This is a genomic window from Lacticaseibacillus suihuaensis (assembly GCF_054785075.1).
This window is the reverse complement of record NZ_BAAGBJ010000001.1, coordinates 25,577-43,232: the sequence shown is the minus strand read 5'-3', so window position 1 is coordinate 43,232 and position 17,656 is coordinate 25,577. Positions and strand designations below refer to the sequence as shown.

At 60.8% G+C, this 17,656-nt stretch carries 18 protein-coding genes; 2 read left to right on the top strand and 16 right to left on the bottom strand.

Going from position 1 to position 17,656, the window contains the following annotated elements; translation table 11 throughout:
* Positions 1-28: 28 nt before the first annotated feature.
* Positions 29-205 carry a 30S ribosomal protein S21 gene (gene rpsU, locus ACYVRZ_RS00175; protein WP_054661478.1) on the bottom strand — a complete coding sequence of 59 codons (177 nt, stop codon included), beginning with the start codon at positions 203-205 and terminating at the stop codon, positions 29-31.
* Positions 206-457: 252 nt separating this feature from the next.
* Between rpsU and ACYVRZ_RS00170 the strand changes: the two genes are divergently transcribed.
* Complete coding sequence (locus ACYVRZ_RS00170; protein WP_262314718.1) at positions 458-1,288, top strand: pyruvate, water dikinase regulatory protein; 831 nt, start codon at positions 458-460, stop codon at positions 1,286-1,288.
* A gap of 56 nt (positions 1,289-1,344) precedes the next feature.
* Here ACYVRZ_RS00170 and ACYVRZ_RS00165 read toward each other — a convergent pair whose 3' ends face one another.
* From ACYVRZ_RS00165 to hisS, 8 genes are all read right to left on the bottom strand, one after another.
* Positions 1,345-2,265, bottom strand: coding sequence for a deoxyribonuclease IV (locus ACYVRZ_RS00165; protein ID WP_461224518.1), 921 nt, complete (start codon positions 2,263-2,265; stop codon positions 1,345-1,347).
* Position 2,266: 1 nt separating this feature from the next.
* Positions 2,267-3,664 carry a hypothetical protein gene (locus tag ACYVRZ_RS00160; protein ID WP_461223741.1) on the bottom strand — a complete coding sequence of 466 codons (1,398 nt, stop codon included), beginning with the start codon at positions 3,662-3,664 and terminating at the stop codon, positions 2,267-2,269.
* Between the two features lie 81 nt (positions 3,665-3,745).
* The gene (locus ACYVRZ_RS00155) at positions 3,746-4,654 is read right to left on the bottom strand and encodes a YitT family protein (RefSeq protein WP_461223739.1); all 909 of its coding nucleotides are present in this window, start codon (positions 4,652-4,654) and stop codon (positions 3,746-3,748) included.
* A gap of 127 nt (positions 4,655-4,781) precedes the next feature.
* Positions 4,782-5,195, bottom strand: a complete 414-nt coding sequence (locus ACYVRZ_RS00150) for a hypothetical protein (protein ID WP_461223737.1) — start codon at positions 5,193-5,195, stop codon at positions 4,782-4,784.
* Positions 5,182-5,388 carry a helix-turn-helix transcriptional regulator gene (locus ACYVRZ_RS00145; RefSeq protein WP_461223735.1) on the bottom strand — a complete coding sequence of 69 codons (207 nt, stop codon included), beginning with the start codon at positions 5,386-5,388 and terminating at the stop codon, positions 5,182-5,184. The genes ACYVRZ_RS00150 and ACYVRZ_RS00145 overlap by 14 nt, the downstream gene beginning before the upstream one ends.
* A gap of 104 nt (positions 5,389-5,492) precedes the next feature.
* Positions 5,493-5,918, bottom strand: a complete 426-nt coding sequence (gene msrB / locus ACYVRZ_RS00140; RefSeq protein WP_461223733.1) for a peptide-methionine (R)-S-oxide reductase MsrB — start codon at positions 5,916-5,918, stop codon at positions 5,493-5,495.
* 98 nt (positions 5,919-6,016) lie between these two features.
* The gene (aspS, locus tag ACYVRZ_RS00135; RefSeq protein WP_461223731.1) at positions 6,017-7,816 is read right to left on the bottom strand and encodes an aspartate--tRNA ligase; all 1,800 of its coding nucleotides are present in this window, start codon (positions 7,814-7,816) and stop codon (positions 6,017-6,019) included.
* Positions 7,813-9,099 carry a histidine--tRNA ligase gene (hisS, locus tag ACYVRZ_RS00130; protein WP_461223729.1) on the bottom strand — a complete coding sequence of 429 codons (1,287 nt, stop codon included), beginning with the start codon at positions 9,097-9,099 and terminating at the stop codon, positions 7,813-7,815. The genes aspS and hisS overlap by 4 nt, the downstream gene beginning before the upstream one ends.
* Before the next feature lie 342 nt (positions 9,100-9,441).
* On the opposite strand from hisS, the gene ACYVRZ_RS00125 reads away from it, so the two are divergent.
* Positions 9,442-10,761 (top strand): N-acetylmuramoyl-L-alanine amidase, encoded by a 1,320-nt coding sequence (locus ACYVRZ_RS00125; protein WP_461223727.1) that lies wholly within the window; start codon positions 9,442-9,444, stop codon positions 10,759-10,761.
* Between the two features lie 74 nt (positions 10,762-10,835).
* On the opposite strand, the gene ACYVRZ_RS00120 is transcribed toward ACYVRZ_RS00125, so the two are convergent.
* From ACYVRZ_RS00120 to radC, 7 genes are all read right to left on the bottom strand, one after another.
* Complete coding sequence (locus tag ACYVRZ_RS00120) at positions 10,836-11,462, bottom strand: HAD-IA family hydrolase (RefSeq protein WP_461223725.1); 627 nt, start codon at positions 11,460-11,462, stop codon at positions 10,836-10,838.
* Positions 11,452-11,907, bottom strand: coding sequence for a D-aminoacyl-tRNA deacylase (gene dtd, locus ACYVRZ_RS00115; protein ID WP_461223723.1), 456 nt, complete (start codon positions 11,905-11,907; stop codon positions 11,452-11,454). The genes ACYVRZ_RS00120 and dtd overlap by 11 nt, the downstream gene beginning before the upstream one ends.
* Positions 11,908-11,954: 47 nt before the next feature.
* Positions 11,955-14,183, bottom strand: a complete 2,229-nt coding sequence (locus ACYVRZ_RS00110) for a RelA/SpoT family protein (protein ID WP_262314728.1) — start codon at positions 14,181-14,183, stop codon at positions 11,955-11,957.
* Positions 14,184-14,374: 191 nt separating this feature from the next.
* On the bottom strand, positions 14,375-14,914 hold the full coding sequence (gene mreD / locus ACYVRZ_RS00105) for a rod shape-determining protein MreD (protein ID WP_461223721.1): 540 nt from the start codon (positions 14,912-14,914) through the stop codon (positions 14,375-14,377).
* Positions 14,904-15,776, bottom strand: a complete 873-nt coding sequence (gene mreC, locus ACYVRZ_RS00100; protein ID WP_461223719.1) for a rod shape-determining protein MreC — start codon at positions 15,774-15,776, stop codon at positions 14,904-14,906. Before mreC ends, mreD begins: the two co-directional genes overlap by 11 nt.
* Positions 15,777-15,854: 78 nt before the next feature.
* Complete coding sequence (locus ACYVRZ_RS00095; RefSeq protein ID WP_276580098.1) at positions 15,855-16,859, bottom strand: rod shape-determining protein; 1,005 nt, start codon at positions 16,857-16,859, stop codon at positions 15,855-15,857.
* A 119-nt stretch (positions 16,860-16,978) separates the two neighbouring features.
* Entirely contained in the window at positions 16,979-17,626 is a 648-nt protein-coding gene (radC, locus tag ACYVRZ_RS00090; RefSeq protein WP_461223717.1) for a RadC family protein, read from the bottom strand.
* Positions 17,627-17,656: the final 30 nt, after the last annotated feature.

The following is a 17,656-nucleotide window of genomic DNA, read 5'->3' as shown; positions in this document are numbered from 1 at the left end:
GGGGACAGGCCCCGGCCGGTGATGCTGATTAGAACTTCTTGCGCTTGCGAGCTGCTTCTGACTTCAGCTTCCGCTTAACGCTTGGCTTTTCGTAGAACTCACGCTTGCGGTATTCGGCCAATGTACCTGACTTGGATACGGTGCGCTTGAAGCGCCGAAGAGCATCATCGAGAGATTCGTTTTTCTTAACGACCGTCTTTGCCATATGATATCCCTCCCTCCGACACTGTGTAACCACCGACAGATATCATTGCCAACAGTTCTTGACCATTATATCGGACTTGAAAAAACGCGTCAATACGGCATTCCCAGTTTCTTGCGATTCACGCGAAAAAATTTGCCATTTTAAGTAAAAATCACCCGACAGCGGCGCCGCCGGGCAAACCGCCGCGCGTTTGTGTTAAAATAACGCTATCATCAACATTTCGGGCGTCCTGTGCCCAACCGGAGGAATGACATGCCGCAAGAAACGAATTACTACATTATCTCAGACTCCATCGGCGAAACCGGGCTGAAGCTGGCCCAGGCCGTGGCCGCCCAGTTCGGTGACCAAACCGCCCACTACCTGCGCTTTCCCTTCACCCACGACGAGCCTAAACTGATGGCGACCCTGGACGCCGCCAAGCAAGACAACGGCGTGGTCATCGCCACGCTGGTCACACCGGGGCTGGCGAAGCTTGGCAAGACCTACGCCAAGCAAATCGACCTGCCCTTCATCGACGTGATGACGCCGATGGTCGGTGCCGTTAGCGACTTGACCGGCGCCACCCCAAGCGGCGTGGCCGGGGCGGTTCACGATCTGAACGAAAAATACTTTGATCGCATCTCGGCCATGGAGTTCGCCGTCCTTTACGACGACGGCAAGGATCCCAAGGGTTTCTTGGAGGCCGACATTGTGCTGCTAGGGGTTTCACGCACCAGCAAGACACCGTTGTCGCTGTTCTTGGCCAACCGCAACCTCAAAGTCGCCAACCTCCCGCTGGTGCCCAACGCCCACATTCCAGCCGAGATCTACAAGGTTGACCCGAAGAAAATCGTCGGGCTGACCACCGACGCGTCGGTGTTGATGGAATTTCGCCGCGAGCGCATGATTGCCTACGGGTTAAACCCTGACACCGCCTACTCCGCAAGAGGCCAAGTCGACGCGGAGCTCAAGTTTGCCGCCGACCTGTACGAGAAGCTCGGCTGCATGGTGATCAACACCGCGAAACGCTCGATCGAAGAAACCGCCATGCTGATTCTCGAACGTATGGGCCTGGACGCCTTTGACGACGCGGCCAAGCACTAGACAACCAAAACTGGCCTGCAAGACGCAAAAGCGCCTTGCAGGCCAGTTTTTGGGTGCTAGTGCTGGGCGCGGTCAGCCGGTGCATCGGCCGCTGCGGCCAGCACCGCCAAGGCGCTGGGCGCGTAGGCCCCACTGCGCAGCCAGCCCAGCTCAACGCCATAGGGTGGCAGCTGGTGCTTCTTGTCGGCACCCACGTAAGGCGTCTCCAATATTTTGGGAATGCCAGCGAGCTGGGGATGATGCGCGATGGCGTTCAGGCAGTCAAAGCCCAGGGTGCCGGCCCCGATGTTGGCGTGGCGATCCTTATGCGCCCCTTGCGGATTCTTGGAGTCGTTGAGATGCACCACCGCCAGCTTGTCCAGGCCGATGATGTGGTCGAAGTCGTTGAGCACCCCGTCGAAGTCAGCCTTGACCGGGTAGCCCGCATCGCTCATGTGACAGGTGTCCATAGTGATGGCCAGCTTGTCGTTGCGCGACACGCGATCGAGGATGGCCGCCAACTCCTCGAAGCTACGCCCGACCTCGGTGCCCTTACCGGCCATGGTTTCAAGCGCGACCAGCACTGTCTGGTCGGCGTTGAGAATGCGGTTCAAGCCAGCGGCAATCTGCGCGATGCCGGCGGTCACGCCGGCGCCGACGTGAGCCCCGGGGTGAAAAGGCATTGCGTAGGCATGCAGCGCATCGGCCCGGGTAATCTCTTCTTGCATGAACTGAATCGCAAATTCGAAACTGTCGGGCTTGGCGGTGTTGCCGAGATTGACGATGTAAGGTGCGTGAATCACCAGGTGCGAGAGCCCCGCCGCCTGCATCGCGGCCAGCCCTTCGGGAATCTTCATCTCACTGGTGGGCTTGCGCCGGGTGTTTTGCGGGGCCCCGGTGTAAAACTGCAGCGTCGTCGCCCCATACGACACGGCCTCGGCCACCGCGCCAGGGAACATTTTGGGCGCCTTCATCGAGACATTGGCCCCAATCAACAGGTCAGTCGTCGTCATCGTCTTCCTCCTCATCGTGAATGAACCAGTCACGTGGCGTCGCCAGCCCCAGCACTTCCTTGGTTTTGCTCAGCGGATACGGGACGCGGTCTTTAGCATAGTAATCCATCGCCACAATCGTGCCCACCGTTCGGTTGGTTCCGACCGGCACGAGCACCCTGTCGCCAACTGCTAGACTGGTATCGCTGGTGCGGTAGCTGTAGGCCTGGCCATCGTGGTGGAACAGGACCTGGCAGTACAGCAGATCCTCCAGAGCCGGCCGGTGCCGCGTGAATACGCGTGAATCCAGCATCAGCGGGGTATTGGCCGCCAGGACCTGACCGATTTTGTAAGCAATCGTTGGCCAGTTGGTGAGCTGATCAGCCAGCGCCAGATTGCCGCGCAGTGTCTTCATCCCCGAGTAGCGGAAGGTGGCGTTCACGACCAGATCCGCCTGGGGCTGAGGCGGTTGGGGGCGGTCGAAGGCAAAGGTCAGCTCATCCAGCAACGCCGGCACCGCCGACCCGGTCACGGTCAGAGCCGCCGAGGTCGCAGCCGTCTCGGACACATACGAAATGGCGGCCTGATCGCGCTTCAGCGTCAAAACCTCCGCCTCACCGTACTGCACGTTCAGTGCAACCAACACATCGGGATCGCGGTCAAACAGCCACAGGTGAGGCAAACGCACCACCAGGCGAACGGCATCGGACAGCAGTCGTTGCGCCGGCGTCCAGCTCAGCGGCCCGTAGAAACGCCGCGTCTGGCCACCGGTAGTGTATACCTCCGCCGTCCAGCCGTCACCAGGCACCAGCTGATCTTGATAATCGTCAAAGTATTGCGACAGGCGCAACAGCAACGCGGCCATCGCCTCGGAACCAGGCGCGGCGGTCTCCAAGCGAGGATTGCCGCCGCTCGGCTGGCTCGTGAGCGTCGCGGCGTTCGGTGTCAGCTTCAGCGTCTGCGTCCCCGCCGCGGCCGGCAGCGGCTGATTCGGCGAATCGGTCGCGACACTGGTCAAGGTGAAGGCCGCAAGCGGCCCAAGCGGCCGACTCAAGACCTCAAGCCTTGCGAGGGCCAAGACGAACCACTGGTAATTGTCTTCGGTTTCTAACCCACCCCATGCCCACTGGCTGACCCACTCGTACTGGGAGTAAATTAGGTTCCCCAGGCTCAAGGCGTCATCAATGTATTCGGCAAAGGCCGTCAGTCCCGCCAAGGTATTCAGCGCCGGCGCCGCCGGGTACATGTACTTGACTCGCGCGTAGGCGTCCATTTTGAACGGGCTGGTCACCAGCGCCTCTTTCAGCTGTGGCGCCAGTGTAGTCAGGGTGTTGGTCGCGTGATGCGCCTCAAACCGCGCCAGCCAAGTGCTGGCAAACTGGTGTGTGGCCGCTCGATGTTTCATTCGTCTCACCTCCGCCCCATTGTACCAAAAAACAGCTGCCGGCTAGCAACTGTTTGGGAATCGGACATTCGCACGGCCGCGTCAGTCGGTCTTGGGTTCGTAGAAGCGCCCCATGATTTTCACGGACTCGGTGATGGAGACGAAGGCGTAAGGATCGGCCTTGCGCATCGCCTTTTCGAGATCGTACATCTCCGCACGGGAAATAATGGTGAACAGAATCGTCTTTTCCTCGTGGCGAAAGGCCCCTTCGGCGTCGTGGACGATGGTGATGCCGCGGCGCAGTGTGTTTTGAATCTCGTTGACCACTGCTTTTTGCTGTTCCGTGACGATCATCACCTGCAGCCGCTGCTGGCGCGTGTACAGCGCGTCCATCACCTTGCCGTTGATGAAGATAGCCAAGGCGGAGTAAAGCGCGTGTGGCCAGCCGTTGACGAAACCGGCGAGGAAAATGATTACGATGTTCACGGCGATGTTGACGGAGCCGACCGTCGTGCCGGTTTTTTTGCGCCAGACGATGCCGATGATGTCGAGGCCACCGGTCGAGATGTTGTTGCGCAGCGCAAACCCGGTCCCCAGGCCGTTGACCACGGCCCCAAAAATCCCGCAGACGATCGGGTCAGTGGTCAAGGGTTTGACCACCCCGAGCAGCCGAATCGAGACGGTTGAGAAGATGACGGCAAGAAAGGTGAACAGCGTGAAGCGATGCCCAATCTGGCGCCACGCCAGCACGAAGAGCGGCACGTTCAGCAAGAACAAAAGCGTCCCGGTGCTGAACAAATCGGTGGTCCGCATGCCAAAGACGGGCAGGTCGAACCATTTACGCACGACCGTCGCCAGCAGCTGAGCGGCCCCGGTGATCCCGCTGGCGAAGACGCCACCGGGCTCCCAGAACATGTTCAGCGCAATCGCCACGCAGATACTGTAAAAAATCGCCGCGGAAAAGCGGCTCCAGTTCTGGTGTCTGCGAATCAGTCGTTCAATGTCTTGCATCTAAGTCCCCTCCTATTGGTAGACTCAGTATAACACGCAGCAGGCGCCAGGCGCCGCCAAAATCATGCGGCCGCCGTTGGTCCGTGCCAGCCGATAGCACCACGAAACCGCCCCACGGGCAACAGGCTCACGGCCGGTCGCGAAAGTGGTTGGCATAGAGGTTGAGGCCGCCGACCACCGCGGCAACAGCCAGCCCGGCCAAGCCGCAGATGACCGGGTGCGTGAAGCCAGCAATCACGAAGAACAGCCCAGCGGCCAACACCCAAGTGCCCAGCGTAATTGCAGCCAGGAAACGCCAGGGCCGGCGCGGCGCGTCCTGCATCGGCGTGCTGATGTTCACCGATAAAATCAACACCGTGTAGCAGCCGACCATCAACGCCGCAAACAGCGGCTGGCGGTACGAAATCACGTCCTCGTACGCCTGGCCGCGCCACAGCATCACCCCGAGCACCGCCGCGATGAACAAGTTCTCCACCGCAAAGGCCGCCTTGATGTTCTTCAGGTTGCGCTGAATCAGCCGCTCGTCTTTAATCCGTTTCATCGTTGTCCTCCCAAAAGACGCCGTCCAGCGTCTGTCCCAGCTGCCGACAGATCCCGATGCACAACCGCAGCGAGGGGTTGTACGCCCCCTTCTCGATCAGGCTCAGGGTCTGGCGGGTGATGCCCACCGCTTCCGCCAATTCTTTTTGGGTCAGTCCGCGCGTCACGCGAAGCTCCCGCACACGATTGTCCATCGGTCCCTCCCGTCACATATATCTTCCATCACAAGGAAAATATAAGTTACATTGAGCTAGAAGTCAAGTACAAAAAAAACGGGCTAATCAGCCCGTTTCGTTCATCACTGAAATAAGGAAGCGTAGGCCCCGTACCCCTGCGCCTCAAGCTCGGCCGCCGGGATGAAGCGCAGGGCCGCCGAGTTGATGCAGTAGCGCAGGCCGCCCGTAGCCGTTGGGCCGTCCGTGAAGACGTGGCCCAGGTGCGAGTCGGCCTCCGCGCTGCGGACCTCGGTGCGTTCCATGCCGAAGCGCGAGTCACGTCGGTTGGTCAGCTTGGCCAGCGGCTTGGTGAAGCTCGGCCAGCCGCACCCCGCGTCGTACTTGTCCAAACTCGAGAACAGCGGCTCGCCGGACACCACGTCGACGTAGAGGCCGGGTCGGTCGAAGTCATCGTACTGCCCAGAAAACGGCCGCTCGGTGCCGCCTTCCTGGGTCACGCTGCGCTGAAGTGGCGTCAGGGCCGCGATGCGCTTTGTCTTGTCGTCCATGTTCATCACCTCAGCCTCAGTATATCAAAGCGCTAGATTGTTCGCAATTTAATGACACATAAAAAGGATCGCAGCGCTTGCTGCGACCCTTCACTCAACTATTCAGTCAACTCGTCGTCCCCGGCGTGGGCAGCCTCGGCGTCGACCCCAGCGCGAACCTGAATTCCCAGCTCGACCAGCTGTGCGTCCTCGACCGGCGTTGGCGCCTTGGTCATCGGCTCAGACGCCTTGCTGTTCTTAGGGAAGGCAATCACGTCGCGGATGTTGTCGCGACCGGCCAGAAGCATCGCCAGGCGGTCCAGGCCGATGGCCATGCCACCGTGCGGCGGGAAGCCATAGGTCAAAGCCTCAAGCAGGAAGCCGAACGCCTTTTCGGCCCGTTCCGGCGTGAAGCCCAAGGCACGAAGCATTTTCTCCTGAATCTCGCGGTCGTGGATACGAATCGAGCCGGAACCCAGTTCGTAACCGTTCAGCACCAGGTCGTAGCTTTGGGCATGGGCCTTGTGCGGGTCGGTGTCGAGCAGTGCCACGTCCTCCGGGTTCGGCATGGTGAACGGGTGGTGGGCCGAGACCCAGCGCTGAATGCCCTCATCGTACTCGAACAGTGGCCAGTTGGTGATCCAGCAGAAGTGAAAGGCGGACTCGTCGATCAAGCCGAGCTCGTGGCCGAGGTGGGTCCGCAGGTAGCCGAGGCTGGCGGCCACGACCTTGGCGGAATCGGCGACAAACAAGATTAGGTCGCCGGCCTTGGCGTTCAACTTAGTCGTGAGGGCCGCGCCGTCCGGGAAGAACTTGGCGATTGGGCCGCTGATGCCGTCGTCCGTCACCTTGAGCCAGGCCAGGCCCTTGGCACCGAAGCGCTTGATGTACTCTTGTTGGGCCTCGATCTTCTTGCGGGAGTAGTCGGCCGCAGCCCCTGGTGCGACAATGGCGCGAACCTGGCCACCGTTATCGAGTGCGGAACGAAAGACCTTGAAGTCCGAGTCGGCGACGAATGCCGACAGGTCCTGGATTTCTATGCCGAAGCGCAGGTCCGGCTTGTCCGAGCCGTACTTGTCCATCGCCGTTTGCCACTCGATGCGCTCGAACGGCAGGCTGACGGTGATGCCCATCACGTCCTTCATGATGCGGGCCGTCAAGCCCTCCATGATGTCTTGAATCTCCTTGGCCGACAGGAAGCTGGTCTCCATGTCAATCTGCGTGAACTCTGGCTGGCGGTCGCCGCGCAGATCCTCGTCGCGGTAGCAGCGGGTAATCTGGTAGTAGCGGTCGAAGCCGGCGCCCATCAGAAGCTGCTTGAACAGCTGTGGCGACTGCGGCAGCGCGTAGAAGCTGCCGGGGTAGACGCGAGACGGCACCAGGTAATCACGGGCGCCTTCAGGAGTGCTGGCGGTCAAGGTCGGCGTCTCGATGTCCAAAAAGCCGTTATCGTCGAAGTAGTGATGCGCCGCCTGCATGATTTTGGCTCGCGTGATCAGCCCCGCCTGCATCTCCGGGCGGCGCAGGTCCAGGTAACGGTAGCGCAGCTTGGTTTCCTCTGCGGCATTGACCCCATCCTCGATGGCAAACGGCGGGGTTTGCGCCTTGTTCAGAATCGTGGCGGTCGCAATCTCAACTTCGATTTCGCCGGTTTTGATCTTCGGGTTCGCAGCGGCGCGTTTTTGCACCGTGCCGGTGACCTCAATCACGTACTCAGACCGCATGGTTTCGGCCACGGCCAGGGCGTCTGCCCCGAATTCCTGGGAGAACACCAGCTGGACAATGCCTTCGCGGTCGCGCAGGTCGACGAAAATCAGGTTACCCAGGCTGCGGCGCTTTTGCACCCAGCCCTTCAGCGTCACGGTTTGGCCGATGTTTGCGGCGGTGACGTCGCCGGCGTATAAACTTCGCTTACTCATTTTGCTTCCTCCATCATGGCCTCGTAGACCCGCTTGAAGTCCTTGAGGATGTCGGCTTGCGGCACCGTCTGCTGGGTGCCGGTTGCCATGTTCTTGATTGCCACCGTGCCGTCAGCCAGCTCGGTTTCACCCAGCGTCATCACCAGCTGGGCGTTTTCCTTGTTGGCCGACTTGAACTGGGCCTTGGGCTTGCGACCCAAGTAATCCAGGTCAACGGCAAACCCCTGCAGGCGAATCGCATGCGCCAAGCGCGTGGCCGGCGCCACGGCGTCGTCTGAGATGGTCACGATGTAGGCCGGCAGGCTCGGTTCAACCTGTTGGTCTTGCATCAAAAGCATCAGGCGCTCGATGCCCATCCCAAAGCCGATGCCCGGGGTTTCGGGGCCGCCAAGCTCCTCAACCAGGCCGTTGTAGCGGCCGCCGCCGATGATGGTGGTGTAGCCGCCGCCAAAGACCGGGTCGTTGCTCATCACCTCAAAGATCGTGTGGTTGTAGTAATCCAGCCCCCGCACCATGTCGGCGTCGACCACGTAGTCGATGCCCAGGTCCTCCAGAAGCTGCCGCACCGTGTCAAAATGCGCTTGGGCGCTTGGGGTCAGGTAATCCAGAATCTTCGGCGCGTTGGCGACGATGGCCTGATCGCCCTTGTCCTTGGAGTCCAGCACCCGCAGCGGGTTTTTGACCAGGCGAACCTTGGAATCCTCAGACAGCTGATCTTCAAAAGGCGTCAGGTAATCGATCAGCGCCTGGTGGTAAGCGGCGCGGGACTCGGGATCCCCCAGACTGTTCAGCGCCACGCGCAACGACTTGGCGCCGAACGCGGCGAGCAGGTCCGTCGCCAAGGCAATGACCTCGGCGTCCAAGGCCGGACTGTCGGCCCCGAAGGCCTCGACACCGATCTGGTGGAACTCACGCTGGCGACCACTTTGGGGCCGCTCGTAGCGAAACATCGATCCCATGTAGTAGACCTTGTAAGGTTTGGCGAACTCGGGGCCAAACAGCTTGTTTTCGACGTAAGCCCGGACCACGCCGGCGGTGCCCTCAGGCCGCAGCGCCATCATGCGACCGCCCTTGTCCTCGAAATTGTACATCTCCTTGGTCACGATGTCGGAGGTTTCGCCGCTTGAGCGGGCGAAGACCTCCTGATTCTCGAACAGCGGCGTCCGCACTTCGCGGTAGCGGTAGCGCTCGAGCACGTCGCGAGCGCGGTTTTCCACCCGCTGCCACAGCTCGCTTTGGCCCGGCAGAATGTCTGCGGTGCCTTTTGGTCGTTGATAACTCATAATTGTCCTCCTTCAGGTGTCGGGACGCGAAAAAAAGCACTGCCCCCCTCTTGACGAGGGTGCAGCGCACGGTACCACCTTGTGATTTAACTCGGCCATAACGGTGGCAACCGGAGCGCGTCTGCCTCAGAAGTGTCTTTTCGGTCGGTCCCGGCTTTCACCATCCCGGGTCGCTTCACGTTGACCTATCCTGCTTCGTCATCGGCACATTGATTTAACAGTTACGATAGACGGTTTTGCCAGACTTGTCAAGCGGCCGGCAAAAATTGCCGGAGGTCGCGCAATTCCCGTGGGGTCTTGGTATAATGAAACAAAAGCAAAAAATTGTTAGGGATGATGAGATTGTCACAACCCAAGCTCAAGCGCTGGCCATTAATCCTCGCCTTCGCTGCCTTGATCGGTTTGTCCGTCGCCACCAGCACGGTTTTGGCCTCAAGCCAGACGCTGACCGTTCGGGCCAACCTGCTGAACGTTCGAATGGGCCCCGGCCTGGCGTACGCCGCCATGGGCCAGGTTCAAAGCGGTACCCGGCTGACCGTGCTCAAAAAAGAGAATTCCTGGTACCAGGTGCGGCTGGCCGGCAACAAAATCGGCTGGGTCGCCAGCTGGCTGGTCGATAACACCGAGGCCAGCACCAGCACGGCCAGCGTCGCCAAGGCCAAGGTGGCCGTCAACGTTCGCCAAACCGCGACAACCAGCGCCAAGATTTTGGGGACCCTGAAGGCCGGCACCACGCTCGACGTGCTGTACCAAGAAGGCGGCTGGACCGAAATCGCTTACCACAACACGGCAGCCTGGGTCACCTCAAGCGCCGTTCAGCTGACCGGGGCAACCACGGCGCTGGCCGCCCCGAAGCAGACCTACGTCAAGAAGGCCACGGCCCCCGCCCGCAGCCTGACCGTCACCACCAACATCAGCGTGAACCTGCGTCAGGCCGCCGGCATCAACGCCCCGATTGTCGAAAAGCTCGCTAAGGCGACGAAGCTGACGGTGCTGAGCCAGACCAGCGACTGGTACCACGTTCGCACCGCAGGCGGTAAGACCGGTTACGTGGCGAGCTGGACCGTCACCACGCCTGGCAGCAGCACCGCCAAGGCGGCCACCAGCCTGGCCGAGGCCACCATTGTGCTCGATCCTGGCCACGGCGGTCAGGATGCCGGGGCCGAATCCACCGGCAAGAAGTACGAGAAGACCTACACGCTGGCCATGGCCAAGGCCATCGGCGCCGCCCTTTCCGCGCAAGGGAGCAACGTGATTTACACCCGCGACGCGGACACCTTCGTCGACTTGGAACCCCGCGCGACCGCCTCGAACAACGCCCACGCCGACGCCTTCATCTCGATTCATTTCGACTCAAGTCCCAACCCCAACGAGGCCTCGGGCTTCACTACTTACTACTTCAGCGCCACCACCAGCAAGCCCTTGGCCTTGGCCCTCAACCAATCGCTGGGCAAGGCCCTGAGCCTGACTAACCGCGGCACCGCTTACGGTAACTTCCAGGTGCTGCGGGATAACAAGCAGCCGAGCGTCCTGATGGAAATGGGCTACATCAACACCGATAAGGACTTCAAGCTGATTGCCAGTCCCGCCTATCAGCAACGCGTCGCCGTCGCCGTGGTCCAGGGGCTGCAGGCCTACTTCCAGGCCGGCAACCACCAATAAACATCCGCGTCAAAATAAACACCCGTCATCGAAATGACGGGTGTTTATTTTAGCCTCGCCGGTGAGCGGTAGGCTCAGCGGCCGAAAAGCGACGGAATCTCGTGCAGGTGATCGACGTGGTACTCGGCCATCGGCGCATCCCCCAGGCCATCGACGTCAAAGTAGATACCGGCCACCCCGGCGGCCTGCCCGGCGATGATGTCGAGCTTGCGGTCCCCGATCATTGCGGTGGTCGTTGCCGGCAGCTGCCAGCGGTCGAGAATGTACAACACCGCATCCGGCTTCGGCTTTCGCGCCAGGTGCATCTCGGACGTCACGCCGCCGGCGAACAGGTCGCGCAGCCCGGAGTTGGCCAGAAGCTGCCACGCCGAGTTGTCGCGGTGAGTCATCAGGAAGTTGCGGCCGCCCTTAGCCACCACCGCCTCAAGCGTCGCTTGGGCTTCGGGGTACGGCTTGCAGGCCAACACCCGCTGCACCTCGACGTCGTGGTACTCGGCAAAAATCGCGGCGGCATCCCAGCCACGTTGCGCCGCGTAGTCTTCAATCACCGCGTGAACCGAGGTTTTCTTGGTGGTGATCAAAAGCGCGGCGGGATCGACCGTCACCCCGTGCTTGGTCAACGTCTCGTGCAAGGCACTCAGGATGCTCGGGTAGGTGTCGTAGAGGGTGCCGTCCAGGTCCCAGATTGCGTCAGTTAACATGTTGTTCCTCCGTGTCGAATAAAATGGTGACCGGGCCGTCGTTGGTCAGGCTGACCTGCATGTCGGCCCCGAACACGCCGGTTGCCACTTGCAGGTCGGTCGCCCGCAATCGGGCGACGAACAGGTCGTACAGCTGCTCGCCAAGCGCCGGGGCAGCCGCGGCGGTGAAGCTGGGGCGGTTACCCTTTCTGATGTCGGCGTACAGCGTGAACTGGGAAATCGCCAGCACCGCCCCGCCGACCTGGGCGAGAGCCAAGTTCATTTTGCCGGCCGGGTCGCTGAAGACCCGTAGCTTGCTGATCTTGGCCACGAGGTAATCCACATCGGCCGGCGTGTCGTTGGGCCCGACGCCCAACAGCACCACAAAGCCGCGGTCGATGCGTCCATGAACCACCCCATCGATTGACACCTGCGCGTGACTGACGCGTTGCACAACTGCTTTCATGTTCTCTCCTTTTTCCAAAAAACAGGGCCGCTTCCGCGGCCCCAGTGTCATCCCTGCTTGCGCTTGACTTCGTAAATGTCTGGCACGTTCTTGATTGCATCCATCATGCGCTCGAGGTGCGCGAGGTTGCGAATCCCCACGGTCACGTGGATGTCTGCCATCTTGTCGTGATCGACGCGGCCGTTGATGTTGGTCAGACTCTTGGTCTGCGCGTTGAGCGTCTGCAACACCTCGTTGAGCAACCCGTTGCGGTTGTAGCCGTAGATCTCAAGGTCGGTGTCGAACAGCTGCGTCTGATCGTTCATGTTTTGCCACTGCACGTCGATCAGCCGGCCGGCGTTGACCGGATCGGACATGTCGACGTTGGTGCAGTCCTGACGGTGAATGGTGACGCCGCGGCCCTTGGTGACGTAGCCGACAATCGGGTCGCCCGGCACCGGACTGCAGCACTTGGCCAGGTGAACCAGCAGGTTGTCGACGCCTTCGATCACGACGCCTTCTTCGGTGCGGCTGGTCGGCTTGCGTTCCTTGGACACCGTGGTGACCTTCTGGTTGGCGGCCAAAATCGCGGCCTCGCGTTCCTTTTGGTCCGCGGCCTCCTTCTCGCGCCGCGCCTTTTCGGTCAGCCGGTTAGCAATGACGCGGGGGCTGTACTCGCCGTAACCGATGGCCGACAGCAGCTCGTCTTCGGTGGTGAAGTTCAGCCGCTGCAAGAGCGCCGCCATCGCTGGCTTGCCGCCCATGAAGTCGCGCGGCGAAAGGTCCATGTCGGTAAGCGCATGCTCCAAGGCGTCGCGACCCTTGTCGGCGTTGACGCCCTTATCCTCTTGCTTGAAGTAGCGGCGAATCTTGTTGCGAGCCCGGGACGTGTAAACCAGGTTAATCCAGTCGCGGGACGGCTTGGAGCCGGAGCTGGTCAGCATTTCGACGATGTCGCCGTTTTTGAGTTGGTAGTTCAGCGGCACAATCTTGCCGTTGACCTTGGCGCCGACGCTCTTGTTGCCGACCTCGGTGTGAACCAAGTAGGCGAAATCCAGCGGTCCGGCGCCCTTGGGCAGCTCGTAAACGTCGCCGCGGGGCGTGAAGACGTAGACGCGATCGGTGAAAATATCGCCTTTGACGCTTTCCATGAAGTCGGCGGCATCGCTGCTTTCGTCTTGAATCTCCAGAATCTCGCGGAACAAGTCGAGCTTCTTGCCGGTTTTGTCGTACTGAACCTCTTGGGTCTGGCCTTCCTTGTAAGCCCAGTGGGCCGCAACGCCGTACTCGGCGACGTGGTGCATCTCCGCCGTGCGAATCTGCACCTCAAGCGGCTTGCCCTTGGGCCCGATCACCGTGGTGTGCAGACTCTGGTACATGTTCGCCTTGGGCATGGCGATGTAATCCTTGAAGCGACCCGGCATCGGCTTCCACTGGGTGTGAATGGCGCCGAGCACCGCGTAGCAATCCTTGATGGTCTCGGTGATCACTCGCACCGCCAGCAGGTCGTACAGCTCGTCGAACTGCTTGTGCTTGTCGCGCATTTTCTTGTAAATCGAGTAAATGTGCTTGGGACGGCCGTAAATCTCGTAACTGATGTTGAGGTCGGCCAGCGATTTTTTGATGTCGACAATGGCCGAGTCGATGTAGGCCTCCCGCTCGCCGCGCTTGGATTTCATCAGCTGCGCAATCCGGTAGTACTGCTGCGGGTTGAGGTAGCGCAAAGACAGGTCCTCAAGCTCCCACTTGATAGCCGAAATCCCCAGTCGGTCGGCCAGTGGCGCGTAAATTTCAAGCGTCTCGTTGGCGATGCGCCGCTGCTTGTCCGGACGCAGGTGCATTAGGGTGCGCATGTTGTGCAGCCGGTCGGCCAGCTTAACCAAAATCACGCGCATGTCCTTGGCCATCGCCAGAAGCATCTTGCGGTGGTTCTCGGCCAGCTCGTCCTTGTGGGCGACGTAGGTCACCTTGGACAGCTTGGTCAGCCCGTCGACGATCACCGCGGTTTCGGCGCCGAACACCTCTTGAATGTCGCCTAGCGTGATGTTGGTGTCTTCCACCACATCGTGCAGGTAACCGGAGGCGACCGTCACCGGGTCCATCTTCAGCTTGGCCAAAATACCGGCCACCTGAATCGGGTGAATGATGTAAGGCTCGCCGGACTTGCGCCGCTGGTCCTTGTGAACGTACGCGGCAAAATCATAGGCTTTCTTGACGAATGCGAGGTGCTCGTCGTTCATGTACCCCCGGCACAGGTCAAACACCTCTGCTTGGGTCAATTCAGGTTCTTCAGCCATGTTGTTCCTCCTTCTTGCAGCGGCCGGCGCAAGGCAGCAGCCAACGCAATGCGGCACGTGAGACCACACCGTGAAAACACAATTGATTTACCCTAGTATAGCGTATGCCCTCCGCGAATCAAAGGGGCGAAGCCACCGGGAAGCAAACAACGCCTCTTGCGGCCGAAGCCGAAGAGGCGTTGCATACGCGCTCAGTCTTGTTCCGCGATGCGCAGCGACTTCAACAGCCGCGCAAGCGGGGCGTAGACTAGGGCAAACAAGATCAGATTGACCGTCAGACCGGGCCCGACGTGCCGCGCAATCAGGGGGATCAGGCCGACGCTGGTGGCGCCGAGAAACCGCGCGACGAAGTAGTTGGCCACGATGTAGGTGATCAGCGTCAAGATCACCACCGCTCCGACGTACAAGGCGGTTTTGGGAATCAGCGGCTCAATCTGCCGCACCACGTAAACCAAAAGCGGCCATAACAGCAGGTTGACCCCGAGCATCCCGGTGTAGAAGCTGTCTGCAATCAGGCCGACCACGGCGGCGATGGCGACGATGTAGGCCTCATCCGGCAGCACCAGGGCAATCATCACCAGGGCCATCAGCGTCAGCTGCGGCACCCCGGTGAAGCCCGGTACCATCAGCCACTGGGCCAAAACCTGGGCCAAGGTGCCGTCGAGTAACAGCGCCACGGCCAGTACCAAGGCGACCCAGCCGTGACCCTTGAAGACGGGATCAGTTAGCATTGCCGTCCCCTCCGATCGTGCGGTCGATGACGGTGACCACGCTGGCGTCTGCGAGGTTGGCGGCCGGCTTCAGGTAGACCGTGTTGGCCAGGCCGAAGTCATCTTGCTTGACGCTGGCCACCGTGCCGATGAACAGCCCCTTGGGGGTGCTGCCGCCAAGTCCCGAGGTCATGACGCGCTGGCCCTTCTTGAGGTTCTCCTTGGTATCGATCTGGTTCATAATCAGCTGGTTGTTTTTCTCGCTGTAGCCGCTGATCACCCCGTTGATGATCTTGCCGCTGCCGGTGATGATCTGAGCGGCGAAGCGGTCGGCCGCCTTATTGTCGGTCGACAAAAGTTCAACCTTGGCGTTGGTCTTGGCGACTTCGACCACCCGCCCCAACAGCCCGGAACCCGACATCACCGGCATGTTCTTGGCGACGCCGGCGCCAGAACCCTTGTTGATCACCAGGATGTTGCGCCAATCGTTGGGCGAGCGCAGCATCACGGTAGCCGAAATCTGGGTGTAGTCGCTCAACGTGGCATTGAGCTGCAGCTGCTTTTTGAGCGCCTTGTTCTCTTGGGTCAGCGTCTGGTTGCGAACCTTGGTCTGCGCCAGGTCGTCGATCTGCGCCTTGAGCCGCTTGTTCTCCTGGAACGTGTTCAACAGCTGGTTGATGTCGTCCAACCCGCCCTTGAACAGCCGCACCGGCCCGGACACGACGCGGCCGCCGATGCCGACCACGTCGTTGCCAATCTGCTGAATCAGCGGTGGCGCTGCCCGGTTGTTACGCACCGTGATCGAGGTGAAAATCAGCCCCAGGCTGGTCAGCAAGGCGATCATCAGCACGATCATTTTTTTGTTTGAAAAGAACTTCTGCATCCTAACCTCCCGGGGAGCGACGGTCACTGAACGAAAGGGGCCGGTCCAAAACGTCGTGTTTTGTCACCGGCCCGCAGCTTAGTGTTTTTTGAGGACGTCGATGTTCTTCAGCGACTCGCCGGTGCCGATGGCCACGCAGTCGAGTGGATCCTGCGCGATGAACACCGGGACCTTGGTGGCGTCTGAGATCACCTCGGGCAGGTTCTTGAGCATCGCCCCACCGCCGGTCAGCACGATGCCGTGGTCGATGACGTCGGCCGCGATTTCCGGCGAGGTCTCCTCAAGCGTCTCCTTGATGGCGTCGATGATGGCCAGCACGATTTCGTTGATGGCGCTGGCCACGTCGGTCGCCGAGACGTCGATGGTCTTGGGCAACCCGGACAACAGGTCGCGGCCGCGAATAGTCATCGCGTCGATGTCCTTGGCCTTTTCGATGGAGGCGGAGCCGATCTGAATCTTGATGTCCTCGGCCGTGCGTTCGCCGATCAGTAGGCTGAAGTTCTGGCGAATGTAGGTGATGATGGCCTCGTCGATCTTGTCGCCGGCCATGCGAATCGAGCGGCTGGACACGATGCCGCCCAAAGAAATCGTGGCGACGTCCGTGGTGCCACCGCCGATGTCCACGACCATGCTGCCGGTCGGATCCATCACCGGCAAGCCGGCGCCGATGGCCGCCGCGTAGGGTTCTTCGATGACGAAGGCCTCCTTGGCCCCTGCTACCTTGGCCGCATCGATCACGGCGCGTTTTTCCACTTCCGTGACGCCGCTTGGCACGCAAATCATGACCTGCGGATGATTGCTCTTGCCGCCCAGCGCCTTGTCCATGAAGTACTTGAGCATCGCCGCGGTGGTGTCGTAATCCGCAATCACGCCGTCCTTCATCGGCCGGATGGCGTTGATGTTGGCCGGGGTGCGGCCAATCATCGCCCGGGCCTCTTCACCCACGGCAATAATCTCGTCTGTTTGCGAATTCTTGGCGACGACGGAAGGCTCGTGTGTGACGATTCCCTTACCGTCGACGTACACGAGGGTGTTGGCCGTGCCAAGATCAATTCCGATATTTTTCGATCCTAATCCGAGCAAAATATTCTCTCCTTCAAGTGACTGCCGTTTTTCGGTCTTTTGCATTATAGCATACTCGCCGCACCGACCACACGTCGGCCGGCCAAAACCCGCGCAATTCGGGGGATATTTGTAAAATTTTAAACCTTCTTCGCCAAGTGGTACGAGTAATAGTTATCCCCGCCGATCACCAGGTGGTCGACCAAAAGAACCCCCACCGCAAGCCCCGCCGCCTGGAAGCGGTCGGTCATCGCGTCGTCCAAGGCACTGGGCGTCGCGCGGCCGCTGGGGTGGTTGTGAACCAACACGACCCCGGCGGCATTGAGCAAAAGCGCCGCGCGAAACACCACCCGCGGGTCGGCCACGGCGCGGTCCAGGCCGCCTCGGGCCACCTCACGCTCCCCAATCACCGCCTGCTGAACGTCCAGGAAAATCGCGTGGATCACCTCTTGCGACCGCCCGGCCAACCGGGCCACCATGGCCGCACCAAGCGTGGCGCTGGACACCGCGGTCCCTTGCCGCAGGATCTGGCGGCGCTGGACCCGCGTCCCCAGCTCAACGGCCGCACTCAACACGCAGGCCTTGGCCAGGCCCAACCCGGGTAGCGCCTGCAGCTCGGCCACTGAGGCGACCCGCAACTGGCGCAACTGCGGGTAAGCGGCCAAAACTGCCGCCACGGTTTGGTGTAGCGGCACCGCGGCGCTGCCAAAGCCCAGCAGCACCTGCACCAGTTCCTCATCGCTCAGCGCGGCGGCGCCGTGCTGGCGGATTTTCTCTCGCGGCAACATAATCTCCTCCCCGCGGTCTCACACCGCGTC

Bases quoted from the DNA above. Each gene is read 5' to 3' on its own strand.
- rpsU (WP_054661478.1), bottom strand. From the start codon at position 205: ATGGCAAAGACGGTCGTTAAGAAAAACGAATCTCTCGATGATGCTCTT.
- ACYVRZ_RS00170 (WP_262314718.1), top strand. From the start codon at position 458: ATGCCGCAAGAAACGAATTACTACATTATCTCAGACTCCATCGGCGAA.
- ACYVRZ_RS00160 (WP_461223741.1), bottom strand. From the start codon at position 3,664: ATGAAACATCGAGCGGCCACACACCAGTTTGCCAGCACTTGGCTGGCG.
- ACYVRZ_RS00155 (WP_461223739.1), bottom strand. From the start codon at position 4,654: ATGCAAGACATTGAACGACTGATTCGCAGACACCAGAACTGGAGCCGC.
- ACYVRZ_RS00150 (WP_461223737.1), bottom strand. From the start codon at position 5,195: ATGAAACGGATTAAAGACGAGCGGCTGATTCAGCGCAACCTGAAGAAC.
- ACYVRZ_RS00145 (WP_461223735.1), bottom strand. From the start codon at position 5,388: ATGGACAATCGTGTGCGGGAGCTTCGCGTGACGCGCGGACTGACCCAA.
- msrB (WP_461223733.1), bottom strand. From the start codon at position 5,918: ATGGACGACAAGACAAAGCGCATCGCGGCCCTGACGCCACTTCAGCGC.
- aspS (WP_461223731.1), bottom strand. From the start codon at position 7,816: ATGAGTAAGCGAAGTTTATACGCCGGCGACGTCACCGCCGCAAACATC.
- hisS (WP_461223729.1), bottom strand. From the start codon at position 9,099: ATGAGTTATCAACGACCAAAAGGCACCGCAGACATTCTGCCGGGCCAA.
- ACYVRZ_RS00120 (WP_461223725.1), bottom strand. From the start codon at position 11,462: ATGTTAACTGACGCAATCTGGGACCTGGACGGCACCCTCTACGACACC.
- dtd (WP_461223723.1), bottom strand. From the start codon at position 11,907: ATGAAAGCAGTTGTGCAACGCGTCAGTCACGCGCAGGTGTCAATCGAT.
- ACYVRZ_RS00110 (WP_262314728.1), bottom strand. From the start codon at position 14,183: ATGGCTGAAGAACCTGAATTGACCCAAGCAGAGGTGTTTGACCTGTGC.
- mreD (WP_461223721.1), bottom strand. From the start codon at position 14,914: ATGCTAACTGATCCCGTCTTCAAGGGTCACGGCTGGGTCGCCTTGGTA.
- mreC (WP_461223719.1), bottom strand. From the start codon at position 15,776: ATGCAGAAGTTCTTTTCAAACAAAAAAATGATCGTGCTGATGATCGCC.
- radC (WP_461223717.1), bottom strand. From the start codon at position 17,626: ATGTTGCCGCGAGAGAAAATCCGCCAGCACGGCGCCGCCGCGCTGAGC.